The sequence below is a fragment of the Streptomyces griseus subsp. griseus genome (assembly GCF_003610995.1).
GTDB lineage: Bacteria > Actinomycetota > Actinomycetes > Streptomycetales > Streptomycetaceae > Streptomyces.
Genome location: NZ_CP032543.1, coordinates 4708476 through 4734970, shown reverse-complemented (window position 1 = coordinate 4734970; position 26495 = coordinate 4708476). Strand labels below are relative to the sequence as shown.

At 71.6% G+C, this 26495-nt stretch carries 28 protein-coding genes and 1 pseudogene; 18 read left to right on the top strand and 11 right to left on the bottom strand.

Annotated features, from left to right (window positions below; all coding sequences use genetic code 11):
* Positions 1-83: 83 nt before the first annotated feature.
* Positions 84-1202 carry a hypothetical protein gene (locus D6270_RS21485; RefSeq protein WP_109163989.1) on the bottom strand — a complete coding sequence of 373 codons (1119 nt, stop codon included), beginning with the start codon at positions 1200-1202 and terminating at the stop codon, positions 84-86.
* Positions 1202-1981 carry an RNA polymerase sigma factor gene (locus D6270_RS21480; protein WP_109163990.1) on the bottom strand — a complete coding sequence of 260 codons (780 nt, stop codon included), beginning with the start codon at positions 1979-1981 and terminating at the stop codon, positions 1202-1204. Before D6270_RS21480 ends, D6270_RS21485 begins: the two co-directional genes overlap by 1 nt.
* Positions 1982-2404: 423 nt before the next feature.
* Here D6270_RS21480 and D6270_RS21475 point away from each other — a divergent pair.
* The 4 genes and pseudogenes from D6270_RS21475 (at position 2405) to D6270_RS21460 (ending at position 5695) form a co-directional block, all read left to right on the top strand.
* A pseudogene (locus tag D6270_RS21475) lies at positions 2405-3457 on the top strand (UDP-N-acetylglucosamine--N-acetylmuramyl-(pentapeptide) pyrophosphoryl-undecaprenol N-acetylglucosamine transferase).
* A 331-nt stretch (positions 3458-3788) separates the two neighbouring features.
* Positions 3789-4289 carry a TetR/AcrR family transcriptional regulator gene (locus D6270_RS21470; protein ID WP_109163991.1) on the top strand — a complete coding sequence of 167 codons (501 nt, stop codon included), beginning with the start codon at positions 3789-3791 and terminating at the stop codon, positions 4287-4289.
* Positions 4290-4302: 13 nt separating this feature from the next.
* Complete coding sequence (locus D6270_RS21465) at positions 4303-4653, top strand: hypothetical protein (protein WP_109163992.1); 351 nt, start codon at positions 4303-4305, stop codon at positions 4651-4653.
* 13 nt (positions 4654-4666) lie between these two features.
* Positions 4667-5695, top strand: coding sequence for an alpha/beta hydrolase family protein (locus tag D6270_RS21460; protein WP_109163993.1), 1029 nt, complete (start codon positions 4667-4669; stop codon positions 5693-5695).
* 135 nt (positions 5696-5830) lie between these two features.
* Here the strand turns inward: D6270_RS21460 and D6270_RS21455 are convergent, their stop codons facing one another.
* Together D6270_RS21455 and D6270_RS21450 are read right to left on the bottom strand one after the other, a co-directional pair.
* The gene (locus D6270_RS21455; RefSeq protein WP_151414710.1) at positions 5831-6238 is read right to left on the bottom strand and encodes a GPI anchored serine-threonine rich family protein; all 408 of its coding nucleotides are present in this window, start codon (positions 6236-6238) and stop codon (positions 5831-5833) included.
* Positions 6239-6418: 180 nt separating this feature from the next.
* A complete protein-coding gene (locus D6270_RS21450; protein ID WP_109163995.1) occupies positions 6419-6616 on the bottom strand; it encodes an antitoxin in 198 nt (65 codons plus the stop codon).
* A 154-nt stretch (positions 6617-6770) separates the two neighbouring features.
* Here D6270_RS21450 and D6270_RS21445 point away from each other — a divergent pair, with 154 nt between their 5' ends.
* Together D6270_RS21445 and D6270_RS21440 are read left to right on the top strand one after the other, a co-directional pair.
* A complete protein-coding gene (locus D6270_RS21445) occupies positions 6771-7493 on the top strand; it encodes an HNH endonuclease family protein (protein ID WP_109167326.1) in 723 nt (240 codons plus the stop codon).
* A 13-nt stretch (positions 7494-7506) separates the two neighbouring features.
* Positions 7507-7794 (top strand): hypothetical protein, encoded by a 288-nt coding sequence (locus D6270_RS21440; RefSeq protein ID WP_109163996.1) that lies wholly within the window; start codon positions 7507-7509, stop codon positions 7792-7794.
* Between the two features lie 3 nt (positions 7795-7797).
* Here the strand turns inward: D6270_RS21440 and D6270_RS21435 are convergent, their stop codons facing one another.
* From D6270_RS21435 to D6270_RS21425, 3 genes are all read right to left on the bottom strand, one after another.
* Positions 7798-8379 (bottom strand): hypothetical protein, encoded by a 582-nt coding sequence (locus tag D6270_RS21435; protein ID WP_109163997.1) that lies wholly within the window; start codon positions 8377-8379, stop codon positions 7798-7800.
* Between the two features lie 60 nt (positions 8380-8439).
* The gene (locus tag D6270_RS21430; protein ID WP_109163998.1) at positions 8440-8883 is read right to left on the bottom strand and encodes a DUF4328 domain-containing protein; all 444 of its coding nucleotides are present in this window, start codon (positions 8881-8883) and stop codon (positions 8440-8442) included.
* 128 nt (positions 8884-9011) lie between these two features.
* Positions 9012-10622: a beta-N-acetylhexosaminidase gene (locus tag D6270_RS21425; protein WP_109163999.1), complete on the bottom strand. Its 1611-nt coding sequence runs from the start codon at positions 10620-10622 to the stop codon at positions 9012-9014.
* 484 nt (positions 10623-11106) lie between these two features.
* Here D6270_RS21425 and D6270_RS21420 point away from each other — a divergent pair, with 484 nt between their 5' ends.
* From D6270_RS21420 to D6270_RS21375, 10 genes are all read left to right on the top strand, one after another.
* Positions 11107-11631, top strand: coding sequence for a 2-oxo-4-hydroxy-4-carboxy-5-ureidoimidazoline decarboxylase (locus D6270_RS21420; protein WP_225976921.1), 525 nt, complete (start codon positions 11107-11109; stop codon positions 11629-11631).
* A gap of 227 nt (positions 11632-11858) precedes the next feature.
* On the top strand, positions 11859-12239 hold the full coding sequence (gene sdhC, locus D6270_RS21415) for a succinate dehydrogenase, cytochrome b556 subunit (protein WP_073740310.1): 381 nt from the start codon (positions 11859-11861) through the stop codon (positions 12237-12239).
* A gap of 5 nt (positions 12240-12244) precedes the next feature.
* Positions 12245-12727, top strand: coding sequence for a succinate dehydrogenase hydrophobic membrane anchor subunit (locus D6270_RS21410; protein WP_109164000.1), 483 nt, complete (start codon positions 12245-12247; stop codon positions 12725-12727).
* A 29-nt stretch (positions 12728-12756) separates the two neighbouring features.
* Complete coding sequence (gene sdhA, locus D6270_RS21405; RefSeq protein WP_109164001.1) at positions 12757-14511, top strand: succinate dehydrogenase flavoprotein subunit; 1755 nt, start codon at positions 12757-12759, stop codon at positions 14509-14511.
* Entirely contained in the window at positions 14511-15278 is a 768-nt protein-coding gene (locus tag D6270_RS21400) for a succinate dehydrogenase iron-sulfur subunit (protein ID WP_065490419.1), read from the top strand. Before sdhA ends, D6270_RS21400 begins: the two co-directional genes overlap by 1 nt.
* A 135-nt stretch (positions 15279-15413) precedes the next feature.
* Positions 15414-16016 carry a hypothetical protein gene (locus tag D6270_RS21395; RefSeq protein WP_109164002.1) on the top strand — a complete coding sequence of 201 codons (603 nt, stop codon included), beginning with the start codon at positions 15414-15416 and terminating at the stop codon, positions 16014-16016.
* Positions 16017-16032: 16 nt separating this feature from the next.
* Complete coding sequence (locus D6270_RS21390) at positions 16033-16866, top strand: hypothetical protein (protein ID WP_109164003.1); 834 nt, start codon at positions 16033-16035, stop codon at positions 16864-16866.
* A 95-nt stretch (positions 16867-16961) separates the two neighbouring features.
* Entirely contained in the window at positions 16962-17402 is a 441-nt protein-coding gene (locus D6270_RS21385; RefSeq protein WP_109164004.1) for a hypothetical protein, read from the top strand.
* Positions 17399-17836 carry a thiol-disulfide oxidoreductase DCC family protein gene (locus D6270_RS21380; RefSeq protein ID WP_109167328.1) on the top strand — a complete coding sequence of 146 codons (438 nt, stop codon included), beginning with the start codon at positions 17399-17401 and terminating at the stop codon, positions 17834-17836. The genes D6270_RS21385 and D6270_RS21380 overlap by 4 nt, the downstream gene beginning before the upstream one ends.
* A gap of 172 nt (positions 17837-18008) precedes the next feature.
* Positions 18009-18779 (top strand): TetR/AcrR family transcriptional regulator, encoded by a 771-nt coding sequence (locus D6270_RS21375; RefSeq protein ID WP_109164005.1) that lies wholly within the window; start codon positions 18009-18011, stop codon positions 18777-18779.
* Positions 18780-18807: 28 nt separating this feature from the next.
* On the opposite strand, the gene D6270_RS21370 is transcribed toward D6270_RS21375, so the two are convergent.
* The 3 genes from D6270_RS21370 to D6270_RS33290 form a co-directional block, all read right to left on the bottom strand.
* Entirely contained in the window at positions 18808-20361 is a 1554-nt protein-coding gene (locus D6270_RS21370) for an ABC transporter substrate-binding protein (protein WP_109164006.1), read from the bottom strand.
* A 320-nt stretch (positions 20362-20681) separates the two neighbouring features.
* The gene (locus D6270_RS21365) at positions 20682-22088 is read right to left on the bottom strand and encodes a metallophosphoesterase (RefSeq protein ID WP_109164007.1); all 1407 of its coding nucleotides are present in this window, start codon (positions 22086-22088) and stop codon (positions 20682-20684) included.
* A 33-nt stretch (positions 22089-22121) separates the two neighbouring features.
* Positions 22122-22367, bottom strand: coding sequence for an SCO4848 family membrane protein (locus tag D6270_RS33290; protein ID WP_015610857.1), 246 nt, complete (start codon positions 22365-22367; stop codon positions 22122-22124).
* Between the two features lie 133 nt (positions 22368-22500).
* Between D6270_RS33290 and D6270_RS21360 the strand changes: the two genes are divergently transcribed.
* A complete protein-coding gene (locus D6270_RS21360; RefSeq protein WP_264081518.1) occupies positions 22501-23952 on the top strand; it encodes a D-alanyl-D-alanine carboxypeptidase family protein in 1452 nt (483 codons plus the stop codon).
* On the opposite strand, the gene D6270_RS21355 is transcribed toward D6270_RS21360, so the two are convergent.
* Positions 23949-24893, bottom strand: a complete 945-nt coding sequence (locus D6270_RS21355) for a YihY/virulence factor BrkB family protein (RefSeq protein ID WP_109164009.1) — start codon at positions 24891-24893, stop codon at positions 23949-23951. The genes D6270_RS21360 and D6270_RS21355 overlap by 4 nt on opposite strands.
* Before the next feature lie 186 nt (positions 24894-25079).
* Here D6270_RS21355 and D6270_RS21350 point away from each other — a divergent pair, with 186 nt between their 5' ends.
* Positions 25080-26465: an FAD-binding oxidoreductase gene (locus D6270_RS21350; protein WP_109164010.1), complete on the top strand. Its 1386-nt coding sequence runs from the start codon at positions 25080-25082 to the stop codon at positions 26463-26465.
* Positions 26466-26495 lie beyond the last annotated feature (30 nt).

Below are 26495 nucleotides of genomic sequence, written 5' to 3'. Positions count from 1 at the left end.
GGCTCACTCTGTACTGCGCCCGGCGCCCGAAAAACGTCACACTTGTTGGCGGCGCACCTCAAGGCGGAGGGAGAAGGTGCGGGTCAGCGGGCGAATACGGCGGCCGGTGCGGTCAGGGCAGGGGTCGCCGGGCGCAGCGGAACGGCCTCCGCCCGTATGCCGGCATCGGCCCTGCGGTCGCTCTCCGCGACGGACGGGGCGGGCTCGAAGGAGACGGGCGGCAGCGAGCCGCCGTCACCGTCACCAGGTCCGTCATGGCCCCCGCCGCCGGGGCCTCCGGAACCGGGGCCTCCGGAGCCGCCGCCCCCGAGGAGCCGGTCGCAGAAGCGCTCCAGGTTCTCCTCGCCCTTGGCCAACTCGATCAGCTGGCGCCGGCTCCGCTCGTCGAGGGTGCCGGCGCGGAACGCCTTGCAGGCCTTGACGGACTTCGCGTACCAGGCACCGCCCTCGTCCGTGCCGCCGGAACCGCCGGGGTGGTCGTCACGGCCGCCCGCCGGGTCCTCGGAGGCGTCCGGGCGGCCCGACCCGTCCGGACGGGTCCCCCCGCCCCTTCGGTCGCCGTCCGGCTCCGGGACGGTTCCGCCGGGCGTCGCTCCCGTGGGCTCCCGCGTCGCGGGGGGCTGCCGGCTCTCGGGCGAGGAGAGCGGTTCGGGGTCCTCGGGCGGGGTTGGTTCGGCCGGGGCGGACGGGTCGTCGGCGGGCAGCCGGGAGACCAGCGGTTCGGGGGTCGCCGCCGATACGGAGGAGGCGGGCGCGGGTGAGTCCGGACCGCCGAAGGGGCCCGCGAGCATCCCCGTACCGGCCGCGACCGCCACCCCGCCGAGCGCGCAGCCCGCGAGCGAGACGGCCAGGCCGAAGCGGACCGGGCGGCTCCAGCGCGGGCGGCGGGGCGGGACGGCGGGGGCGGCGCCGATGCGGACGGAGTGCAGCGTTCCGGGCTGCCCGGGGAGTGCGGCGCCCGCGTCACGCCCGGCGAGCCGGTCGCCGCCGGTGCGGGTGGCCTGCCGGAACGCGGTGAGCACGGCGTCCTCGCCGGGGAGTTCACCGGCCGGGGCGCGGCGGGTGGCGCGGGCCGCGCCGAGTGCTTCGGCGAGCCGGAAGGCGTCGTCGCGGGCCTGGTCGCCGAGGGGTACGACCGGCTCGCCGCGGAGCAGTCTCTCCGCCGCGTCCTTGTCGAGCCACTCGTCCTGCTCGTCGGCCATCACATGTCCCTCTGCGTCCACGGTCGCGAATGCGTCACACCGGGAGTGACCCCGGCCGGCGCCGCCGGACCGCCCCTACCTGGCCGCTGAGCGGGTACGGCACCGAGCTCCGCGCCGCCGACCGCGCCCTGAGCTGCGTCGCTCCCGGACCCCTGGCCCGGTGCCAGGTCGGGCCCTTCGGAGCCGCCGCCGGGGGCGGGCGCACCGGCGGGGCGGGGCACGTCGGGGTGCTCGGCGCCGAGGAGTTCGGCGAGGCGCTTGAGGCCGCGGTGGGCGGCGGTCCGTACGGCGCCGGGGCGCTTGCCGAGAGTCCGGGCGGCGCTCTTGGCGTCCAGGCCGACGACGACGCGCAGCACGACGGCCTCGGCCTGGTCCTGCGGGAGTTGGGCTATGAGGGACAGGGTGCGGTCGGTGTCCAGCGCCTCCATGGCGTCACCGGCGGTGTCGGACTCGGCGGGCCGGCCGGTCAGCTCGGTCTCGTCGCCGCCGATGGCGGGACGGCGGCTGCGCATCCGCAGATGGTCCAGCGCCCGGTTGCGGGCGATGCGGGCCGCCCAGCCACGGAAGCGGTCGGCGTCACCGCTGAACCGGTCGAGGTCGCGCGCTATCTGCAGCCAGGCCTCGGACGCCACGTCCTCGGCGTCCGGCTCGCCCACCAGCGTCCGTATGTAGCCCAACAGCCGTGGCTGCACTGCGCGGTACACAGCACGGAAGGCGTCCTCGTCCCCGTCCTGTGCCGCGAGCACCGCGGCGGTCAGCTCCGCGTCGTCCCCCAGCACTCCCTCAACCCGCCCTGCTGTCCTCAATCGCAGCTGGTCACACTGCTGCGCCACTCTGCGCGACTCAGCACGCTACGTGGTCGGCAGGGGTCGCGTCCATGACTTGTACAACTCGCAACAATTCGCGGTCCGCGGTGCGGTGTGACAGAAAACGCGGGCGCGGCGCTGAGATGAGTACGGGGTCGTGCTGCGACCCCGTGGAAGACGGCCGGGGCCTCTCCTGTGGGGGGTGGCGGCCCCGGTCGTCGCTCCAACACGTGCTCGCTCGACCAGGCGCTTTGTGGATCAGCCAGCCTGTCCATGACCAACGGCGTGACCAACGCGTCAGAAAATCCCTCCGGGTGCACACGTTCTTGAACGCTGGATACCTCAGTGCCCAGGGTGAACACCGCGCCTCAGCGGACGTCTGTCTTCCGCCTGATCGTGACAGGAGGCGGCACCGGCGGCCACACCCTCGACGTCCTGTGGATCGGCACGGCGGAGGGCCTGGAGGCCCGGGTCACGAGCGCAGAAGGCATTCCGTTCACGACCGTGGCCACGGGCAGGATCCGGCGTCACGCGAACCCGCTGAAGATGGTGTCGCCCGCCAACGTCCGGGACATGGCGCGCGTGCCGCTCGGGGTCGCCCAACCACGCAGCCCTGTCTCCGCCTTCCGGCCGGACGTCGTGCTCGCCACGGGCGGTTACGTAGCCGTGCCGGGCGGGCTCGCCGCCAAGATGTGCCGGGTCCCGCTGGTCCTGCACGAGCAGACCCCCCACCTCTGCCCCGCCAACCGGAAGCTCGCCGGTTCGGCCGCGCGGATCGCCGTGTCCTCGGAGTCCCCCTGCCGCTCCTGCCGGAGAGCGTGCGCCCGGCGGCGGTGGTCACCGGCAACCCCGTACGGCCGGAGGTCCTGACCCGCCACCCGGACAAGGCCGTGACGGCACTGGGTCTGCACGCGTTCGACCGGCGTCTTCCCACGGTGTACGTCACCGGCGGGGCGCAGGGATCGCAGCAGATCAACGACGAGGTCGGCGGCGAACTGCCGTGGCTGCCGGAGCGCGCCAACGTGGTGCACCAGTGCAGTCCGGCCCATGTCGCGGCACCGTCCGCCCGCGCCGCGGGACTTCCCGCCGGCCTCGCCGCCCGCCACCACCTCACCCCGTTCGTCGGGGCGGAGCTGCCGGACGTGCCGGCTGGCCGATCTGGTGGTCTCCCGGCACCCTGGCCGAGCTGACCGCCCTGGGCGCCGTCTTCATGCCGCCCGCCACGGCGGCCGGAAGCGAACAGGCTTACAACGCCCGCCACTTGGAGGTGGCCGGGGCGGCGGTCGCACTGCTCGGCGAAGTCACCGGCGGACAGCTGCGTGAGGCGGTCGGGCCGCTCCTCGACGATCCGGAGCACCGGGAGGCGATGACCTCCGCCGCAGGGCGCACGGCAGTCCGGACGGGGCGGAAAGGCTCGTGGACGTGATCCTGTCCGCAGCGTCCCGGTGACGGCTTGGCCAGCAGGGGGCTACGTGATCCGTCCACCGGCAGGGAGTGCGGTGCCGACGTCCATCAGCACAGCGCACTCAGGGAACGCAGCGTCGTCCTGACCCATCGGGTCGGCCAGGCACCTGACACAGGTGCGGCACCGTGTGGCCGAGGTCGGCGTCGTACCCCACCGCGCTCAAGGCATGGCTGTAGCCGCGCCACGCATGCCGCCGGGAGCCCTCGGTGGCGTCGAAAAGGCCGAACCACCACCACGGCCCGGCCAGAAGCAGGCTCACGATTAAGGAACGGTCGTTCTTGACCGATCGTTCCTCAACTGCGTACCGTACGGGTCATGGGCAGGCCGAGAGCATTCGACGAGGACGAGGCGGTACGAGCCGCCGCGGGCCTGTTCGGCGGGCGCGCGTATGACGGCGTGTCCGTCGACGACCTCGTCACCCACCTGGGCGTGCACCGCAACAGCCTCTACAAGACGTTCGGCAGCAAGCGCGGCCTCTACCTGGCCGCCCTGCGCCGCCACATCGCCGATGACGTACGCCCCTTGCTCGAAGCCCTCGCCGAAGCGCCGGATGCCGCCACCGCGCTGCGGCTGGTCACGTCGGCCGACCTCGGCCTGCTTCTCCTGGCGGCGGTCGAGCGCTCACCGGCCGACGAGGAGGTCGCCTTCGAGGTGACGTCCGCCCTGGACTCCGTCGACCGGGCGATCGCCGACGCGCTCGGCCTTCCCCCCGACCTGGCCACCGCCCTCACCTCCGCCGCGCTGGGCATCCTCCTGCGCGGCAACCCCGACAAGGTCGCCACCGCTCTGACCCAGCACCTCGGCCCCCTCACCTGAATAGGGACCTGACATGGCATTGATACGGATCGCCGGCGACAACCTGGTCGTCGTGATGGAGGGTCTCGACAAGCTCTGGGCCTTCAAGAGCCGTCTCACCATCCCCCTGGCCAACGTCCGGGGCGCGACCGTCGACCCCGGTATCGCCACCGACTTCAAGGGAATCCGCGCGCCGGGCTCCCACATACCCGGCGTGATCATCGCGGGCACCTTCCACCACGACGGCGACAAGGTCTTCTGGGACGTCAAGGACGCGTCGAAAGCCATCGTGGTCGAACTCGCCGACGAGGAGTACACCCGCCTGGTCCTCCAGGTCGACGACCCCCGTGCGGCCGTGGCCCTGGTCGAGAACGCCCTCGTCTGAAGGAGGTACGCCCATGATCCGCCACTTGGCAACGACTCTGCTGGCACTGGCCGTCGGGACCGCCACCCCGGCCGGAGCGACGCCGGCACGCGTTCCCGCCGCCGATCGCGAGATCGTCTTCACGGCTGACGGGACGACCGTGTACGGCACCCTGCGCGTCCCCGAGCATCGCAGGGGGCAGCACCTGCGCGCGGCGCTGCTGCTCCCCGGCAGCGGCCCCACCGACCGCGACGGCAACCAGCCGCCCAGGTCGGCCCCCGACACCCTGGCCAAGTTGGCAGAGGCGCTCGAAGCGGACGGCGTCGCCTCGCTCCGGTTCGACAAGTACGGAACCGGCCGCACCGGGCTCGGCGCCTACCAGGACCGCCCGGAAGAACTCGACTACCCGGCCTTCGTCCGCCAGGCCCAGGCCGCCTACAGGGTGTTGCGCGATCAGCCGGAGACCGATCCGCGTGCCCTGCTGGTCGTCGGGCACAGCGAGGGCGCGATGACGGGACTGCTGCTGGGCGGCACCGTCCGCCCGCGCCCGACCGGCCTGGCGCTTCTGCAACCGCAGGCGATCCGTCTGCTGGACCTGGTCGCGCTCCAGCTCAAGGCCCAGGTAGCCGAAGCGGTCCGGCAGGGTCAGCTCACGCCGGAGGAGCAACGCACCATCGACGCGGCCATCGACGCGGCCGTCACCTCGCTGCGCGCACAGCGACCGGTCGACACCACCGGTCTGCCACCCGCGGTCGCCCAGCTCTTCGAGGCGTTCCAGGGGCCCAACGCCCGGTTCGTGGCCAGTGACGACGCCGTCCACCCACCGGACACCGCGGCCGCGCTCGCGCCGGGAACCAAGGTGCTGCTGACGTGCGGCACGAACGACCCTCAGGTCCCCTGTTCCACGACGGACGCCCTGACGACCGCCCTGCGCCAGGCGCATGCCGGGAGGCCGGGCCGCGTGAAGCTGCCCGGAGTGGACCATCTGCTGCACAGTGCCGGTCACCCGGACACGCTCGCGCCCCCCGTACTCGATGCCCTGCGACGGTTCACCCGACGCTGAGGCCCGAGGACGGGCAGGCCGGGGAGCCGTTTGCGGGGCCATGGGGATGGATGCCGCGCCCGTGTTGCCCAGCGTGTCCGCCGTGACGGCCAGTTGGTCGGCGGGGCGGGGCGGAAGTAAGGGTGTGGGGGCCGGTCAGGCGGCCGTGACGTGGAACGGCCGGCTGTAGGCGTCCAGCAGTCCCTGGCTGGTGACCAGGAGGAGGTAGTCGCCCGCCGGGGTGCCGGCGGGGACCGTGACACGTACCGACGTCCCATGGGCGGGCAGCCCGGTCGCGAGGACGGCGCGGGTGGTGGTGGAGGCGCCTTCGCGCTGTACGAGGTGGATGTCGACCGGGTCGACGGGGCCGGTGAGGTGCCAGCGGACCAGGTGCTCCTGCCCCGCCCGCCACACCTCCCCCTCGCCGGGGACCTCCACGATCAGGCTGTCGGCGCCGAGCTGGACGGCGGCCGGCGCTCTGCTGAGCAGGGAGTTGACGCGCCCGGCGACGCGGCGTACCACGCCGCGGGCGCCCTCACCTGCTCCGGGGGTGGGGGTGGTCACTGGAGGTGCTCCCGGTCTCGGAGGGGAAGGTGGTGCCCGCCGAGCCCGCGGGAGGGAGCACCCGGCGCCCGGAACAGACCCGGACGCCCCTTTCCTGGCCATCCTAGGGACAGCCTCCGCCACCCGCGCCCTGACCGCCCGCCACCTGGAGGAGCCCGGGGCGGCGGAGACGCCCCGGGCTCAGTCCTTGTTCTCGCCGAGGCCCTGGACGTACTCCTGGGCCTTGTCGACGGCGGTGTCGATCTTGTCGCTGTGCTTGCCGTCGGTCTTGTCGTCGATGAAGTCGCCGACCTTCTCCAGCCCGTCGGAAATCTTGTCCCCGTGGGCCTCGGCGAGGTCTTCGGCCTTTTCCTTGAGGCCCTTCAAGGCGTCGAACATCAGGGATTCTTCTCCTCCACTCGAAACTGCCTGGCGGAGCGGATTGTCCCACGGTGGGCCCGGCACACGAGAGTGCGCCGGGAGACGGGGTGAGGGCCGATAAGCTGCGCGGACCGAGGGATTCAGCGGCGAACTGCGTGGGGTGGGCCAGGTCATGACGAGTCGGCAGAACTGGTGGCGGCGGGGGCTGGCGATCGGCGCCGTCCTCCTGGTGGCCGGATGTGCGGCGATCGAGGACGCGACGACGCCCGAGCCGGGGGACGGGAAGCCGTCCGCATCGGCCCCCGCCGGGGCGGGCGGCGGTGCGGCGGCCGACGACTCGACCCTGCCGGGCATACCCACCACGGGGCAGGCCGAGGAGGAGCTGGCCGGGCTGAAGGTGGCCCCGCACGGTTCGATGTCCGGCTACAGCCGGGCGAAGTTCCCCCACTGGGCCGCGCAGGGCGAGTCCTGCGACACCCGGGAGACCGTGCTGGAGCGCGACGGCACCGATGTGGAACGGGACAAGGAGTGCCGGGCGGTCGCCGGGAAGTGGACCAGCGTCTACGACGACGAGGCCTTCACCGAGGCCCGCGACCTGGACATCGACCACATGGTCCCGCTCGCCAACGCCTGGCGCTCCGGGGCCCGGGCGTGGACGCAGGAGAAGCGCAAGGAGTTCGCCAACGACCTGACCCGCCCCCAGCTGCTGGCGGTGTCGGCGTCGTCGAACCGTTCCAAGGGCGACCAGGGGCCGGACGAGTGGCAGCCGCCGTCCAAGACGTACTGGTGCACCTACTCCCGTGCTTGGGTGTCGGTGAAGGCGTCGTACGAGCTCTCGGTCACGGAGGCCGAGAAGGGCATGCTGACAGAGATGCTGGACACCTGTACCCCATGAACGGAAGCACCTCATGAGCGGATCCGACCCGGCACAGCCGCAGCAGTGCGTGGACGACGTCAAGGCGGGCCCCGGCGGGGCGATGACCGACGAGGTGGGCGTCGTCACCGGTGAGCTGACGGTGTCCACCACGCTGCGGCCCGACGGTCGCGCCGAGGTCGCCGTCCAGTACACCGGCGCCGAGGAGTGGTACGTCCTCACCGGCAGCCCCGTCCCGCTGCCGCCGGCCGGACTGGAGTCCCTGCACCACGAGATCCTCGACCGGATCGGCCGGGGAGGCGGAGCGCAGGCCGGGGGCTGACCGTCAGCCCCTGATGCGGGCCCGCCGCGACATCACCGCGCGCAGGACCCGGCGGCCCTCCGTGGAGAGGTCCAGGGCCTCACGCACCCCGGCTCCGCCGCCCGTCGTGCCGCTGGTCTCCGCCAGGATCTCCAGGACGCGGACCTGGCGCTCCAACTCCCCCGCCACCAGCGGGCCCACGCCGCCCGGCTCGCCCGCGCGCGCCGCCTTCAGCAGGTCGGCCGCGTCCTGCGGAGGCTCCCCGTCCGGGGTGTCGAACCAGCCGTGGACCTCCAGCGCCACCAGCGAGCAGGCGTCCGCCCACTCCCGCAGCGGGGCGGGGGCGAAGTCGGAGGGGGCGGCCCCCAGCATCGCGCGCACCCGTGCGGCCGGTCCGTCGGTGACGGGTTCGTGGTCCATCTCCGTACGGACGGCCGCGAGGCGGATGGCCCATTCCCGCCCGTCCGCACAGCTCGCCCAGAGCGGACGCAGAGGTTCGGGCCCGTCCGGTCCGGCCAGCAGCGGCAGGCAGCGGTCCAGGCAGGCCACAGCGCTGGCGGCGAGCGCTCGCTCGTCGGCGCGTTCGATCAGTTCCAGCAGACTCATCGACGTCTCCCTCGGTCTACCGCGTACTGCGCCGAATGGCTGAAAATCGTCACTACGGCGTCAGCTACGGCATCCCGGAGCGGCGTCGGCCGGTCCCGGCCGCACGGCGGCGGGCTGCGGTGCGCGGAGTGCGGCGCGCTCCACCTGCATCCAGGTCAGGGCACGGACGAAGAGGAGGGCGGGCACCGCGGCGACGATCTCCAGCACGTCGGCGGACGCCACCGGTGCGAGGCCCTGCGCGGTCTGTCCCGGCGTCTCGGAGCTCCCCGTCATCCGCGCGGTGAACTGGCCGAAGACGGTCGACGCGAGCCACAGGCCCCACCGGACGTCGAGCAGCACCTCCGACACCGCGCCCCGGCCGCCCTCGCGGCCGGTGGGGGCGCTGCCCCTGCAGATCCCGTCGGCCACCCGGCCGTCGGGCAGCGGGGGCCGGGTGCCCGGGCAGAAGGTGCGGAGGCCGTCGTCGGTGACGGCCGTTCTGATACGGCAGCGGGTGCAGAGCATGAGGCGTTCCCCGCGGGGCGTGGCCGGTGGCCTCTCACGTCCCTCCCCAGGAGCGCGGTCGGCGGACCGTAGCCCGCGGACGGCGCCGATGTCCACGGGCTACGGTCCGCCGGCCGGCCCGGGTGCGGTCAGCCCGCGCTGCCCGTCCGGCCCGCCAGCTCCTGGAACTGTGCCCAGGTCAGCTCGGGCTTCCGCGGGTCCCACAGCTTCTGCGAGGTCGCCACGAGCGGCATCCGGATGCCGTCCGCGACCTGCTGGGTGGTCTGGGCGTTCGGCAGGTCGCCCCAGACGGCGAACCGGCCGCCGAGAATCTGCGGCGAGTAGCGCTCCGCCACCGGCTCGGTGCCGCGCAGCACCATCGGGGTCCACTGCTCGTAGATCCGCTTGCCGGTCGGGTAGACGAAGTCGTTCGGCTCGCCGAGCACGTAGTAGAGGAACTCGTCGTTGAGGTTGAGCATCTTGTAGCCCTCGGCGAGGTACTCCTGCGGGGGCCGGGCGCCGATCTCCTTGCCGGTCCAGTATTCGATCTCGATGTTCTTGGCGGCCTTGACCTTCGAGTCGCGGAAGAGGCCGTCGTTCCACGCCTTGGCGGTGCGGCCCTTGGGCTCCACCACCTCGGCCCGGTCGTTCAGCCAGCCCGTGGCGAGGTCCTCGATGGTGGCGCCGGAGCCGTACTTCCGCTCGGCGGCCCGCTGGAGCTGCGGGTAGGAGGCGGCCGGGTCGCGGACCATCAGCGCCTGGTACTCGTCGGCGCCCAGATGCCAGAACCTGCCGGGGAAGAGCTCGGTGTACTCGTCCAGCAGCTCGTCGACCAGCTTCGCCGCGCCCGGCTTCGAGATGTCGATGGACCCCCGCGACTCCCGGCCCTGGGTGTTGCGGAGCTGGAGGTCGGGGTGGGCCCGCAGCACCGCGCCGAGGTGTCCGGGCGAGTCGATCTCGGGGACGACCTCGATGTGCAGGCTGCCGGCGAGGCCGACGATGCGGCGGACCTCGTCCTGGGTGAGGGCCTCGTCCGAGACGACCTCGGGGTGGGTCTTGGACTCGATGCGGAACGCCTGGTCGTCGGAGAAGTGCAGGCCGAGCTGGTTGAGCTTGAGGTCGCCCATCTCGCGTATGCGGTCCTCGATCCACCCCGCGCTGTAGTGCTTGCGCGCGATGTCGAGGTTGAGCCCGCGCTGCGGCCGGTCGGGCCGGTCGTTGACGACACCCTCCGGCACGGTCCTGTCGGCCTTGAGCGACTGCTTGAGGGTGCGGGTGCCGTAGAACACGCCCGACTCGTCGGGACCGGTGATCTTCACCTTACGGTCCCGGACGGTGAGCGTGTACGACTCCGCGGGCCCCTGGTCCTTCGCGCCGAGCGCCAGCTCCACGTCCCCCGCGCGGGGCGCCTGGGCCCCCCGGTACGGCAGCTTCAGCTCTTTGGCGAGCAGCTGGGCCTCGTCGGCGAGGACCTGGCTGCCCTTGGCTATGACGATGGAGCTGCCCTTCCCCGGCTGCCAGCCCGGACCGCGCGCGGCGGTGTGCTCGCGGACCGCCGGGATGGTGCTGGGCGTGCTGGAGAGCGGGTAGCTGCGGGAGGGCGACGGGGCGGCCGCCGTGGCGGAGGTCCCGGACGGTGACGCCGCGTCGCGGGAGGGGTGGCTCCCGGAGCCTTCCGGCCAGACGACGACGGTGAGGACGACGGCGGCCGCGGCGGTGACGGCCGCGCCGGTGACGAGGGCACCTCGCGTGGGCGACATCGGTCAGATCCCTCCGGAGTAGGGGCCAGGGTCAGCTAGGGGTCAGAGTCGGGTGAATAGGCTGAAAGATTGACATTTTTGCCGTCAATCCGCCCACCGAGAACGGGCACGGAGCGTAGAGAACCCCGGACCTCGCAGGTCAGGCGGCCGTCAAACGTTCCGAAACTCTCCCGTTCGGGTGATTTTTGGCCGTTCCCCCGGACGGCCGCCGACCGATCTCGCTAGCGTTGCGGCACATTCGTCCCTCTCTTCACTTCCACCCCGAGAACCCCTTCACCTCCGCCCGGGAACGCCGCACTCCCACCCCCGCGCGTCTCGGTTTCCTCCCGTACACGCCCCCGTCGGGCAACCTTGTCGCCCTCCTGCCCGTCTCCGGGGGCATAGATGTCGTTGATTCGAGGAGTCCACGCTGTCCAGGTCCAGCGAGTCCCCCGCCGGCCTGCCCAAGCAGTCCACGCCCACGGCCGGGCCCTGCGCCATACCCGTGCAGCACCGCCGTCCGCCGCAGGCCGGCGGGGTCTTCGGCGTACCCCCGGCCGGCCTGGCCGCCGGTCTCGCCCGGTTCAACGAGGCGCCCTTCACCACCGCCGAGGCCGCGCTCCTGGAGTGCTGCGGCAGCCGCCGCTGGGCCCACCGGATGGCCGCCCACCGCCCCTTCCCGGACCTGGCGTCCCTGCTGGCCGCCTCCGACGAGGCGGGGTACGACCTGGCCGCCCGCGACATCGCCGAGGCGCTCGCCGCCGAGCCCGCCCCCTGCCTGCACCACGACGCGCCCCGCGCCGCCCACCTCGCGCTGCGGGCGGCGCACGCGGCGTACGAGAGCAGATTCGGCCATTCCTTCGTGATCTGCCTGGACGTCTGCCCGCCCTCGCAGGAGGTGGACCAGGTCCTGGCCTCCATCCGGGTCCGGCTGACGCACGAGGTGGACGAGGAGCGGGCGGTGACCGCCGAGGAGCTGCGACGACTCGCCCGGAGCAGGCTGACCGAGCTGGTGGCCGAGGGCTGGTGACCCGGGCGGCGCCCGGCCGGAGAAGGGTCCGGGGACAGCGCCCGGGGCAGGGCCGCTCTAGCCCGTACGTGCCTGTTTGATTGCCACTTTGATCACACCAGAGGCCCCGGCGCGAACGAACCGACAAAGCGTCGCTACGATGGCCGGGGCCGGTGGACCGTACCCGGCCGGGTCAGACCGACAGTCAAGCCGGCCGACCCCAATCCCCGCTCCCGGAGGGTTCTTCCGTGCCGGCTGGAACGCTGTACCGCGGCCGGGAAGGCATGTGGTCCTGGGTGGCTCATCGAGTCACCGGTGTCCTCATTTTCTTCTTCCTGTTCGTACATGTCCTGGACACCGCTCTTGTCCGCGTCTCCCCCGAGGCCTACGACGACGTCGTGGCCACGTACAAGACGCCGATCGTCGCGCTCCTCGAATACGGCCTGGTGGCCGCGATTCTCTTCCACGCGCTGAACGGTCTCCGGATCATCGCCGTGGACTTCTGGGCCAAGGGCCCGCGACTCCAGAAGCAGATGCTCTGGACCGTGGTGGGCATCTGGATCGTGCTGATGGTCGGGGCCCTGTACCCCGTCCTCGGTCACGCCGTACGCGACGTCTTCGGGAGCTGAGGCCCATGTCCAGCGAGACTTCTTCCGCAGCCGCGATCGGCGACGTCGAGGGCGTGAGCCTGTACGACGTCGACCACCCGGCCCCGGTGATCGAGCCCCCGCGCAAGCGGACCGCCAAGACGCCCAAGGGATCGCGCACCAACTTCGAGATGTACGCCTGGCTCTTCATGCGCCTGTCGGGCATCGTCCTGGTCGTCCTCGTCCTCGGCCACCTGCTGATCCAGCTGGTGCTCGACGGCGGTGTCTCCAAGATCGGCTTCGCCTTCGTGGCGGGCCGCTGGGCCTCGCCGTTCTGGCAGGTCTGGGACCTGACGATGCTCTGGCTCGCCATGCTCCACGGCGCCAACGGCCTCCGTACGGTCATCAACGACTACGCCGAACGGGACAAGACCCGCTTCTGGCTGAAGATGCTCCTGTACACCGCCACGGTGTTCACCGTCCTGCTGGGCACGCTGGTGATCTTCACCTTCGACCCGAACATCCGCTAGGCGCCGGGACAGAGGGACCAGAGGAAACCATGCAGATCCACAAGTACGACACCGTCATCGTCGGAGCCGGCGGCGCCGGTATGCGCGCGGCCATCGAGGCCACCAAGCGCAGCCGTACCGCCGTGCTGACGAAGCTCTACCCCACCCGCTCCCACACGGGCGCCGCGCAGGGCGGTATGGCCGCCGCGCTCGCCAACGTGGAGGAGGACAACTGGGAGTGGCACACCTTCGACACGATCAAGGGCGGCGACTACCTGGTCGACCAGGACGCCGCCGAGATCCTGGCGAAGGAGGCCATCGACGCCGTCCTCGACCTGGAGAAGATGGGCCTGCCGTTCGGCCGCACGCCCGAGGGCAGGATCGACCAGCGCCGCTTCGGTGGTCACACCCGCAGCCATGGCGAGGCCCCGGTCCGTCGCGCCTGCTACTCGGGCGACCGCACCGGCCACATGATCCTCCAGACGCTGTACCAGAACTGCGTCAAGGAAGGCGTGGAGTTCTTCAACGAGTTCTACGTCCTGGACCAGCTGATCACCGAGGTCGACGGGGTCAAGAAGTCCGCCGGCGTCGTCGCGTTCGAGCTGGCGACCGGCGAGATCCACGTCTTCCAGGCGAAGTCGGTCATCTACGCCTCCGGCGGCACCGGCAAGTTCTTCAAGGTGACGTCCAACGCCCACACCCTGACCGGCGACGGCCAGGCCGCCTGCTACCGGCGCGGCCTGCCGCTGGAGGACATGGAGTTCTTCCAGTTCCACCCGACGGGCATCTGGCGCATGGGCATCCTGCTGACGGAGGGCGCCCGCGGTGAGGGCGGCATCCTCCGCAACAAGGACGGCGAGCGCTTCATGGAGAAGTACGCGCCGGTCATGAAGGACCTCGCCTCGCGTGACGTCGTCTCGCGCTCCATCTACACGGAGATCCGCGAGGGCCGCGGCTGCGGTCCGGCCGGGGACCACGTGTACCTGGACCTGACGCACCTGCCGCCGGAGCAGCTGGACGCCAAGCTCCCGGACATCACCGAGTTCGCCCGGACCTACCTCGGCATCGAGCCCTACACGGACCCGATCCCGATCCAGCCGACCGCGCACTACGCCATGGGCGGCATCCCGACCAACGTCGAGGGCGAGGTGCTGGCCGACAACACCACCGTCGTGCCCGGCCTGTACGCCGCCGGCGAGGTCGCCTGTGTCTCCGTGCACGGCGCCAACCGCCTGGGCACCAACTCACTCCTCGACATCAACGTCTTCGGCAAGCGCTCGGGCATCGCCGCCGCCGAGTACGCGGCGAAGAGCGATTTCGTCGAGTTGCCCGAGAACCCGGCCCGGCTCGTCGCCGACCAGGTGGAGCGGCTGCGCAACTCGACGGGCACCGAGCGGGTCGCCGAACTGCGCACGGAGCTCCAGGAGTGCATGGACGCCAACGTGATGGTGTTCCGCACCGAGCAGACGATCAAGACGGCGGTCGACAAGATCGCCGAGCTGCGCGAGCGGTACCTCAACGTGTCCATCCAGGACAAGGGCAAGCGGTTCAACACCGACCTGCTGGAGGCCATCGAGCTGGGCAACCTCCTCGACCTGGCCGAGGTCATGGCGGTCTCCGCGCTCGCCCGCAAGGAGTCCCGAGGCGGTCACTACCGCGAGGACTACCCCAACCGCGACGACGTCAACTTCATGCGCCACACCATGGCGTACCGCGAGGTGGCCGCCGACGGCGTCGAGTCGATCCGACTCGACTACAAGCCGGTCGTGACGACCCGCTACCAGCCGATGGAGCGTAAGTACTGATGGCTACCCCGACCCTGGACAAGACCGACAACGCCGAGGCCGGCTTCGCCGACTCGCCGTTCATCACGGCCACGTTCCGGATCCGCCGCTTCAACCCCGAGGTGTCGGACGAGGTCCAGTGGCAGGACTTCCAGATCGAGATCGACCCGAAGGAGCGTGTCCTCGACGCCCTTCACAAGATCAAGTGGGAGCTGGACGGGACCCTGACGTTCCGCCGTTCCTGCGCGCACGGCATCTGCGGTTCCGACGCGATGCGGATCAACGGCAAGAACAGGCTCGCCTGCAAGACGCTGATCAAGGACATCAACCCGGAGAAGCCGATCATGGTGGAGGCCATCAAGGGCCTCACGGTCCTCAAGGACCTCGTGGTCGACATGGACCCGTTCTTCCAGGCGTACCACGACGTCATGCCCTTCCTCATCACCAAGGGGAACGAGCCGACCCGCGAGCGCCTGCAGTCCCCCGAGGACCGCGAGCGCTTCGACGACACCACCAAGTGCATCCTGTGCGCCGCGTGCACGTCCTCGTGCCCGGTGTTCTGGAACGACGGCCAGTACTTCGGCCCGGCGGCGATCGTCAACGCGCACCGCTTCATCTTCGACTCGCGTGACGAGGCCGGCGAGCAGCGGCTGGAGATCCTCAACGACCGTGACGGCGTGTGGCGTTGCCGTACGACGTTCAACTGCACGGACGCCTGCCCGCGTGGCATCGAGGTCACCAAGGCGATCCAGGAGGTGAAGCGCGCGCTCATCACGCGTCGCTTCTGACCTCTTCGAGGACCCTCACGGGCCCCGGCAGCCGCGGTCGTCATGACCGGGGCGGCCGGGGCCCGTTGCTGCGTCCGGGCGACACGGGCGGTACGGTCGTGCGGAGCTCACGACGCGCAGAGAACGGGGATCCCCATGAGCGAGCCGAACCCTTCACCTGGCGACGCGTACAAGTGGGGTCCTCCCCAGCAGCAGCCGGGCCACCCGCCGACGATGGCCGACGGTCAGGCGTACGGGTACCCGCCGCCGGGCGGCACGCCCGCGTACGGCTATCCGCAGCCGCTGCCCGAGTCGGCGACCCAGCCGGGCCCGGGGTACGGCTATCCGTACCCGGGGCAGCCGACGATGCCGGGTCAGTACCTCCCCGTTCCGCAGGGAGGGCCCTTCCAGGGCGGGGTCCCGGTGCTGTCGATCGGTGACATCACCGTCATGAGCGATGCGATCGTCACGCCTTCGGGGACGATGCCGCTCAAGGGCGCGGTCTGGACGGCGACCGACATGTCGCGCACCGAGGAGAAGATCCCGGCGCACGCGATCGTGCTGGCGATCGTCTTCGCCCTGTTCTGCCTGATCGGGCTGCTCTTCCTGCTGATGAAGGAGAAGCGGACCGTCGGCTTCGTGCAGGTGACCGTCACCAGCGGCGGGCGCCACCACGGCACGATGATCCCGGCGATGGGCCCGCACACCTTCCCCGCCGTGATGGGACAGCTCAACCAGGCCCGCTCGATGAGCGCCTGAGCACCGGGCCCCCACCATGGCACGTTTCGAGCACACGGTCACCGTCGCCGCCCTGGACCGGCACTGGTTCGAGGAGGCCGCCGGGCATGTGGTGGACCTCTTCGACGCCTCCCGCGAGCAGGGCGGCGAGATCCTGCTGCCCGACGGTCGCCCGGTGCACGGTCTCCGGCTGCTGAAGGGGCGTCATCTGCAGTCGGGGGCGCAGTACGGGGAGGAGCCCGGGCAGAAGGACGGGGAGGGCGCCCCGGAGGCCGCCGTTCTCCGGGAGTGGCGGCCCTCGCGCACCGTCGAGGTGGAGAGCCGGGTCGCGGAGGAGGGCATGTCCATGCGGGTGGGGGTACGGCTGCGCGAGCCCCGTACGCCCAGGGCGCTGGAGGTCTCCCTCGACGGGCACAATCCGCAGGGCGGTTCGCTGTACCGGTTCTCGGGGCGCGGCAAGGCCGACCTGCACGCCTGGTGGGCGGCGCTGGAGCAGCCCTCCTCGGCGCCCCCGGCCGCCCGGGCGCCCGTCATCGGCAAGGCCGTGCACCGGCTGGGCAAGGCCCGGCTGACGGTGACCCCGCGCCCGGCCGAGGACGGCACCTGGCGGGTCACCGTCGTGCTGGGCGTGCGCGGGCGGTGGCTGCTGCGGCCGGTCGCGGCGGTGGGGCTGTTCTTCGCCCGGCGCCCGATCGAGAAGGGCTTCCGGGAGGGCGTGGACGGCGCGGCCGAGGAGTGGGCGAAGGCGCTGGCGGAGCTGGCCCCGCTGCGCGGTGAGGCGCTGCGCGCGGAGATCGCGGACGCGCTGACCGAGCCGCCGGAGCCGGTGGATCCGCCGCCATCACCCGGGCCCCTGCCCAAGGTTCTCTGACACACCTCCCGCAGACCCCTTCTTGAACATGTTCAAGAAGGGGTCTACAGTCATGCCCAAGAGCAGTTTTGAACACGTTCAAAGGAGCGTGGGGCATGGACCTCACCGTGGTCGCGTACGTCCTCTACCTGCTGATCAGCGTGGCACTCACCGTCTGGGTCGCCCGCACCCTCAGCCGTAACGGGCGGGTCTTCCTCGCCGATGTGCTGCACGGGAACGAGAAGCTCGCCGAAGCCGTCAACCACCTGCTGGTGGTGGGCTTCTACCTGGTCAACCTGGGATTCGTCACGCTCTACCTGAAGAACGCCGACGGGGTCGCCAGCGCCCGCGAGCTGTTCGAGGCGCTCTCGGTGAAGGTCGGCGTGGTGCTGCTGGTGCTCGGCGTCATGCACCTGGGCAATGTGTACGTGCTCAGCCGCATCCGCCGCCGCAGCGCGCTGGAGCGCGAGCAGACCCCGCCCGTACCGCCGCAGGGCTGGACCACGCCGGGGACGCCCGGCCCGTGGGCCGCGCCCGCCCCCACGGCGGGGCAGTGAGCCCGGTGACCGCCGCCGCTCCCGTAAGCCGGCTCACCGTCCTCTACGACGCGCAGTGCCCGCTCTGCACCCACCTGCGCCACTGGCTCGGCCGCCAGCGCCAGCTCGTCCCCCTGGACCTCGTACCGGCCGGATCGGCCGAGGCACGGCGGCGGTTCCCGGAGCTGGACCCCGCCGCCACCTACGCGGAGATCACGGTGGTGGGCGACCTGGGCCAGGTCTACCAGGGGACGTCGGCCTGGATCGTCTGCCTGTGGGCGCTGGCGAAGTACCGCTCGAAGGCCCACTGGCTGACCACCCCGGCGGGGGCGCCCTTCGCCCGGGGGACCGTGCTCGCCGCGGCGAAGTACCGCTCGGTCACGGCTCCGCGGTGCGGGCCGCAGCAGGCGTGCGCCGTACCGCCGGGCGGACCGTGGGCTCCCCGTCAGGGCTAGGGTCTTCCGTCCGGATCAGGCCCGATCGGGGAGCGGGGTCCGGTGCGTGCGGCTGCGAGGCGGAGGATCGAGGCATGGCGGAGCCAGGGTGATTGACGACAACGCGGCAGACGCGCGTTCCGGACCCCGCGAGCCCGGCCTGATCCGAACGAGAGGCCCTAACCTTGGGCCTGTGGTGAAGGAAGAGAAGAACGTGCAGGAGAACGGGGCCGTGAAGCCCGCCAAGGCAACGAAGGCCGTCGCGTCCGGCAAGGCCGCGAAGAGCGAGCAGACCCGCACGCTGATTCTCGAAACGGCGCTCCGGCTCTTCGCCGAGCGCGGCTACGACAAGACGACGATGCGCGCCATCGCGCAGGAGGCGGGCGTCTCCACCGGGAACGCCTACTACTACTTCTCCTCCAAGGAGCACCTGGTCCAGGGCTTCTACGACCGCATCTCCGGGCAACACGCCGCGGCGGTGCGGCCGGTGCTCGCCGACGAGGCGGAGCTGGCCGGCCGGATCCGCGGTGTGCTGCTGACCTGGCTGGACGTGGCGGAGCCGTACCACCGGTTCGCCGCCCAGTTCTTCAAGAACGCGGCCGACCCGGAGAGTCCGCTCTCGCCGTTCTCCGACGAGTCGGTGGCGGCCCGGGAGGCGGCGATCTCCATCCACCGCCAGGCCCTCGCCGGCTCCGACACCAAGAGCGATCCCGAACTGGCGCCGCTGCTGCCGGAGTTGCTCTGGCTGATGCAGATGGGGCTGGTGCTGTTCTGGGTGTACGACCGCTCCCCGGGCGCGGAGCGCAGCCGGCGGCTCGTGGAGCGCACCGCGCCGATCGCCGCACGGGCGATCGGCCTCTCCCGCTTCCGGGTGCTGCGACCGCTCGTACGGCAGGTGCACGCGCTGCTGGTGGAGTTCATGCCGGGCACTCCGGCCGGGGACGGGCCACGGCCGGCGGGCTGACCGGCCGGGACCCGGCCGGTACGACCCGTCAGATCCAGCTGAGTTCCCACAGGCGCCAGAAGCCGGTGCCGTCGGAGAGGTACTGGGAGCCGGCGACGTCCGCCTTGGCGACGACGTAGTCCTTCTTCTGCCAGAGCGGCAGCAGCGGGACGTCCTCGCCGACCAGCTTCTGCATCTCCTTGAAGTCGTTGGAGGTGCGGCCGCGATCGCTGAACTGCTGCGTGGCGGTGATCAGCCGGTCCATCTTCTTGCTGGAGTAGCCGCTGTGCAGGACGTTGTCGGTGCCGACGAGCGGCTGGCTGAAGGTGTCGGGGTCCGGGAAGTCGGGGAACCAGCCGACGGTGTACATGTCGTACTCACCGGCCGCGTAGCCCTTCTGGTACCGCGTCCACTCCACGGCCTTGACCGAGACCTTGAACAGCCCGTCCTTCTCCAGCTGGCGCCGCAGCTCGGCGGTCTCCTTGGTGTACATGTCGCCCTCGCGGTAGGCGAAGTTGACCGCGACCGGCGTCTGGACCCCGGCCTCCTGGAGCAGCTGCTTGGCGCGCTTGGAGTCAGCGCTGGGGTAGGCGTCGAAGAAGGGGGTGCTGTGCCCGATGAAGCCGGTGGGAATCAGCGAGTACAGCGGGTCGACGGTGCCCTGGTAGACCTTGCTGACCAGCGGCCCCCGGTCCAGGAGCGTGGCGACGGCCTGACGGACCTTCTTCTCGCCGAACGGGGAGTCCTTCCGGCTGTTGAAGATGATGTTGCGGATCTCGGCCGTGGCCGCCTCGGTCACCCGCGTCTCCGCGTCCCCCGCGTCCAGTTCGGCGAGCTTCGAGGCCGGCAGCTGACGGTGGGCCACATCGACCTCACCCTTGGTCCAGGCGGTCAGCAGGTCCTCGGACGCCTTGAAGTAGCGGATGTCGACCGCTTCGCCGATCTTCTTGAGCGCACCCTTGTACTTCAGGTTCGGCACCAGCTCCGCACGGCTGTTGGGCTCGTACGACTTGAGGACGTACGGGCCGGAGCCGTCGACCTGGTTGCCCTTGCGGAGCTCGTCCCTGGGGTACTTGGTCGAGTCGACGATCGCCGCGGCGCCGGTGGCGAGCTTCTGCGGGAAGGTGGCGTCCTTGCCCGACAGGTTGAACGTGATCGTCCGGCCCTCGGTCGAGACCGTGTCGAGGGTCGGGAAGAGCCCCGCGGGACCGACGTCCGACTTGATCGCGAAGATCCGGTCGAAGGAGTGCTTGACGTCCTCGGCGGTGATCTTCCGGCCGTTGGAGAAGACCAGGTCGTCGCGGAGCTTGCACTGGTACGTCTGGAGCTTCTGCCCGACGAACGCGCAGCTCTCGGCGGCGTCCGGCTCCGGCACGATGGCCCCGGGCTTGAACGTCATCAGCGACTGGTAGATGTTGCTGTAGATCGCCCAGGAGCCCGCGTCGTACGCCCCGGCCGGGTCCAGGGAGGTGACGATGTCCGATGTCCCGACGGTGATCGCGTCGGCCTTCGCCTCCCCCGTCGGGAGCAGTTGCCAGGCGCCGACGCCTGCGATGACCAAAACCGCGAGAATCGCGAGAATCCGTACCCGGACCGACCGCATTGCCGTGCTCTCCCTTACCAGCCCCACCACGGCAGTTGCGCTCAGACACGCACATCGCCGTATGTTCGCGCTTACCCAATCACACGATTTTCACATGTGGAAGAGTAAATGGGGCGCTCACAGCCTTTTGTTGGACACGTTCGACGGAGCGTGTCCGAAAAGGCCGTTTCCCATCTCCCACCTGCGGATTCCCGTAGCTCAGCGTGACGCTACGGTGCGATTTTGTTGAAGATCGCATGATCGCAACCGCAACGCCCGCAGGGGTGGGAGGGCCGGGTTCCGGATCGGTGTCCCGTACCCGGCCTCCCGGACCCCACGTCTCAGGCCTGGCGTGAGGCGAGTTCGACGACGGTGATGTCGGCCGGGGCGCCGACGCGGACCGGCGGGCCCCAGGCGCCCGCCCCGCGCGAGACGAACAGCTGCGTGTCGCCGTACCGTTCGAGCCCGGCGACGGTCGGGTTGGCCAGCTCGGCGAGGTAGTTCCCCGGCCAGAGCTGTCCGCCGTGGGTGTGGCCGGAGAGCTGGAGGTCGACCCCGTGCTCCACGGCGTCGTGGATGACGACCGGCTGGTGCGCGAGGAGGACGGCGGCCCGCGAGCGGTCGCGGTCGCCGAGCGCGCGGACGAAGTCGGGACCCTGGCCCTCGGTCTCCCCCGCGATGTCGTTGACCCCGGCGAGGTCGAAACCGCCCATCTCCACCCGGGCGTTCTCCAGCGGGACCAGCCCCAGTTCGCGGACGTGGTTCACCCACTGCTCCGCGCCGGAGAAGTATTCGTGGTTGCCGGTGACGAAGAAGCTGCCGTGCGGTGCGCGGAGCCCGGCCAGCGGTTCGGCGGCGGAACCGAGGTCGGCCACGGAGCCGTCGACGAGGTCACCGACGACGGCGACCAGGTCGGGCGAGGTGGAGTTGATCGTGTCGACGATCCGCCGGGTGTGGGCGCGGCCGAGGATCGGGCCGATGTGGATGTCGCTGACGACGGCGATCCGGAAGCCGTGGGCGGCACGGGGCAGTTTGGCGAGCGGCACGGTGACGCGCTTGACGCTCGGCCCGCGCAGCACGTCGGCGGTCCCGTAGCCGACGGTGGCGAGCCCGGCGGCGGCAGCGGCCCCGCCGACGACCCGGGAGACGAAGAGGCGGCGGGAGGGGTGGATCGTCGTGGTCGGTTCCGTGGCGACCGGTTCCGTCTCTGCCGGTGCGGCCGATTCCGTATCGCGTACCACTTCCGGTTCCGGTTCGGTGGCCGGTGCGGTCACGGGGGTCGGGTCGGCCGAGTTGGTGGGGCCGGTGCGGACCGCCGGGACGAGTTCCTCCGTACGGGGACGGGTTCCGCTCGCCGTCGCGGCCACGGTTCCGTCCGCAGCCGCAGCGGAGGTTCCGGTTCCGGCCGTGGACCGGGTTGCGGCCGCCGCGTCGCGTCGCGCGAGCAGCCGGTTCAGCAGCGGGCGGACGACCTCGCCCACCAGCAGCGCCATCGTCAGGTACATCAGGGCGGCCAGCCAGAGGAACCCCGGCCAGGCGAGCACCTGCTGGAGCCAGAAGGGCGCACCGATCCGGCCGGAGGTCATGGCGCCGACACTCAGCAGGGGCAGCACGAAGGCGGCGACGGTACCCACCTTGCGCCACGTGCTGCCCGGTGCCGTCGTGTCACCGACGAACCGCCGCCACACATAGCGGTGCACACTCGCGAGCAGCGCCAGCACCACGAGCGCCACCAGGACGAAGACCACTGCTGCCATCCGCGCTTCCCTACGTTTCTGTCGTCATGCGCGCTCGTCGCGCAAAGCCCGGACGCCACGCAACCCGATCGCGCCGACCACCGTCCCCAGAAGAAAGGACGTGATGGCGAGCAGCAGGTGTACCCAGAAGTACCCGGTCGGCTCACCCGCGTCGTCGAACGCGAGCCCGCTGCCGTCCTGCCACAGGTTCTTGACGAAAGTGATCCAGATGAACCAGCTCCACACCCCGAAGACGAGCAGGAACCAGGAGACGGGGCGGCTGAGCTTCATGGGTCCAGTATCGCCGCCGCCCTCCGGGCGCCTCGCCCGGGGTGGCGTCCGAAAGGGGCAGTCCCGGCCGTCCCTCCGGCGGGTCAGCCGGTCGGGGTCCGTATCCACATCTTTGCCCTGTACTTTTTCGACCGTGCCAGCTCTGAAAAAGATCGCTTCGACGGTCATCTCCGCCGCCCTGCTGTCGAGTCTTGCCCTCACTCCCGCGCACGCGGCCGACAAGGACAAGAAGGACGACAAGCAGCCCAAGCCGCCGAGCACGATGTCGAGCCTGGGCGGGGAGCAGCTCGCCAAGACGGGTGCCCAGGTCAACCTGGGTCCCGGCGCACCGGTACTGCCGAAGAAGCTGTCCGGCCGCTCATGGGTCGTCGCGGACGCGGAGAGCGGCGACATCCTGGCCGCGCACAACGCGCACTGGCGGCTGCCTCCGGCCTCCACCCTGAAGATGCTGTTCGCGGACACGGTCCTGCCCAAGCTCCAGCCGCCCTCCCTGACGCACAAGGTCGAGGAGAAGGACCTCGCGGGGGTCGGCGAGGGCAGCAGTCTGGTGGGCATCAAGGAGGATCAGACGTACACGGTGCACGACCTGTGGCTCGGCGTCTTCCTGCGGTCGGGCAACGACGCGGTGCACGTGCTGTCGGAGATGTACGGGGGGATCCCCGCGACCGTCGCGGCGATGCAGGAGCACGCCGAGGAGCTCCAGGCACTGGACACGACGGTGGTCTCGCCGGACGGGTACGACGCGCCGGGGCAGGTCTCCAGCGCCTACGACCTGACACTGATCGCCCGCAGCGGTATGCAGAAGAAGGACTTCCGCGAGTACGCGGCGACCGCGTCCGCCGACTTCCCCGGGGAGAAGAAGGGGAAGAAGCGCGAGAGCTTCGAGATCCAGAACACCAACCGGCTGATCACCGGGGACATCGGCGTGGACCCGTACAAGGGCATCGCGGGCGTCAAGAACGGCTACACCACCCACGCCGGCAACACCTTCACCGGCGTCGCCGAGCGCAACGGCCGGGTGCTGCTGGTCACGGTCATGAACCCGTCGGCGGAGGAGAGCCACGCCGTCTACAAGGAGGCCGCCCACCTCCTGGACTGGGGCTTCGCCGCGAGCGGGAAGGTGACGCCGGTCGGCCAGTTGGTGCCGCCGAAGTCGCTGGACACCGGGGCCGTGATCGGCGGCAAGGGCGCGGAGCCCGCCGGCGGGGCGGGCCAGGGCTCCGGCGGCCGGCCGAAGGCCGCGCACGCGGCGGCGGCCGGGCAGAGCTCCGGCGGGGTCGGGATCGCGCTGGCGATCATCGGCGGCCTGCTGGTGTTCCTGGCGGCCGGGGTGTTCCTGGTGAACCGCCGCTGGCCGGTGCCGGGGCTGAGCCGCCACAGTCCGGCCACGGCGGATGGGGCTGGGCCCACCACGCCGGCCGGTACCGCCGAGCCCGCCGGTGCCGCCGGGTCGGCCGATGCGGCCGGGCCCGCGGAGCCGGCCGGTGCCGCCGCCCCGAACGCTTCGGCCGAGACGAAGGCTTCCGTGGAGACGGAGGCTTCTGCCGAGGCGACCGAAGCCACCGGCCCGGCCGAGAAGTCCTAGGCGCGGGTGGAGCCGCCCGGCGCCACGGCGTCGGCGGCATCCCCCGTCCCGGTCTCCGGCGCGTCCTCGGTCCGGCGCACGCCCTCCTCCTCCTTGGACCCGGTCGCGGTCCAGGCGGCGCAGAACAGCAGCAGCTTCGCGGAGAAGTTGATCCACAGCAGCAGCGCGATCGGCACGCCGAACGCGCCGTACATGCTCTTGCCCGCGACCCCCTTCATGTAGCTGCCGAGCAGCAGCTTGAGCAGTTCGAAGCCGACCGCGCCGATCAGGGCCGCGACCACCAGCCGGCGGCGGGGCGGCTCCACCCCCGGCAGCAGCGTCAGCAGGTAGAGGATCAGCAGGAAGTCGGCGATGACCGCGACCACCAGGGCCGCCAGCCGGAGCAGGATGCCGCCCGCGCCGCCCTCGGGGATGCCGAGCTGGTCGGCGGTCCAGCCGACGGCCGTCGTCCCGACCGTGGAGACCGCCAGGGTGGCGAGCGCCGCTCCTCCGAGGCCGACCAGCAGTACGGCGTCCTTGAGCTTGGCGACGACCGGGTTGGCCTCCTGGACGTCGTCCAGCTCCCAGACCGCGCGCAGGCACTCCCGCATCGATCCGATCCAGCCGACACCCGTGAACAGCAGCAGCGCACCGGCCACCAGACCGACCGTGCCCGCGTTGGCCACCAGGCCGTCGATGCCGAGCTGGTCGGAGATGCCGGGGACCTGCTCGGCGAGCTTGTCCTTGATGGTGTCCAGCTGCTTGTCGCTCAGCAGCGCGGCCGCGATCGCCGCGCCGACCGCGATCAGCGGGAAGAGCGCCAGGAAGCTGATGAAGGTGACCGCGGCGGCGAGCCTGGCCCAGTGGACCTTCTCCAGCCGCTCGTAGGAGCGCCAGGCGTGCGTCTCCATCAGCCGGGAGACGAGGGGCCCGACGACGGGGAGTTTCTTGAGCCAGTCCATGAACGTACGCGTACCCTCCCGGGCCCGGAAAACCTGCGGGCCGCACCGAGGACTCTTCCGGACGCGTCCGGAAGGCCCACTCTCCGTCCTGGTGACACGCTCCGCATCACCCGTTCCGGTGAGCGGTGTAACAAAGTGGACGAATAGGTTTTCCCGGACGATACGCCCGGGGCTACGGTCACGGGCATGTCCGTCGACACGGTGTCCTTGACCGGCTGGGGCCGCACCGCCCCGACCACCGCCGTACGGTTTCGCCCCCGTACGTACGAGGAGGCGGCTGCCGTGGTCCGGGGCCGAGGTCCCCGGGGCGCACTCGCCCGGGGGCTCGGGCGGGCGCCCGGTGACGCGGCGCAGAACGCGGGCGGCTCGGTCCTCGACATGACGGGGCTGGACCGCGTCCGCGCCCTGGACGAGGCGGCGGGGACGGTCCGCTGCGACGCGGGGGTGAGCCTGGGCCGGCTGCTGCGGACGCTGCTGGCGCGCGGCTGGTTCCTGCCGGTCGTCCCGGGTACGGGCCGCATCACCGTGGGTGGTGCGATCGGCTCCGATGTGGACGGCCGCGACCATCCGGGCGCCGGTTCGCTGGCCCGGCACGTCGACGCGCTGGAGCTCCTCACCGCCGACGGCGAGGTGCGTACGGTGGCGCCCGGTACCGCCCTCTTCGACGCGACCACCGGCGGGCTGGGGCTGACCGGGGTGATCCTCTCCGCCACCCTCCGCCTGAAGCGCGTGCCGTCCCCGCTGGTCTCCGTCTCCACCGAGCGGGCGAAGGACCTGGACGATCTGCTGGCCCGTTTCGGCGCGGGCAGCGGCGGCTCCCTGCCGTACGCCTCCGCCTGGGTCGATCTGCTCGCCCGGGGCCGGGCGGCCGGGCGCGGTGTCCTCACCCTCGGGGAGCACGCACCCCTCTCCGTGCTACCGGCGCACGCCCGGCGCACAATGCGTGCCCCGCGCACAGCTGCGCACGGCCGGCGCGAGCCGTGGCCCGCCCTGCCCGCCCTCCCCGGCGGCCTTCCCCTCGGAAGCCTCCTGGGCCCGGCCGCCGCCGCCCTCCTCAACGAGGTCCGCCACCGGAGTGCGCCCCGCTCCCGGACCGGCGAACTCCGCACCACCGCCGCCTTCTTCCACCCCCTGGACGCCCTCCCCGACGGGAACCGGCTGCACGGTGGCCGGGCCGGGCTCGTGCGCTACCGGTTCACGGTCGGGTACGGGCAGGAGGAGGCGCTGCACCGCATCGTGCGGCGGATCTCGGCGCGCCGCTGCCCCGCCCTGCGGGCCGAGCTCCAGCGGTTCGGCGCCCCTTCGCCGGGGTGGCTGTCGTTCCCCGTGGCCGGCTGGACGCTCGCCGTCGACCTGCCCGCCGCCCTGCCCGGCCTCGGCCGCCTCCTGGACGGGCTGGACGAGGAGGTGGCGGCGGCCGGCGGCCGGGTCTGCCTGGCGGCCGACTCCCGGGTGCGGCCGGAGACCGCGGCCGCGATGTACCCGCGGCTCGGGGAGTTCCGGGAGCTGCGGGCGGAGCTGGACCCGACGGGGGCGTTCCGCTCGGACCTGGCCCGCCGGCTCTCCCTGTGACCGGCCCCTGTCCACGTGACGACGTATCCC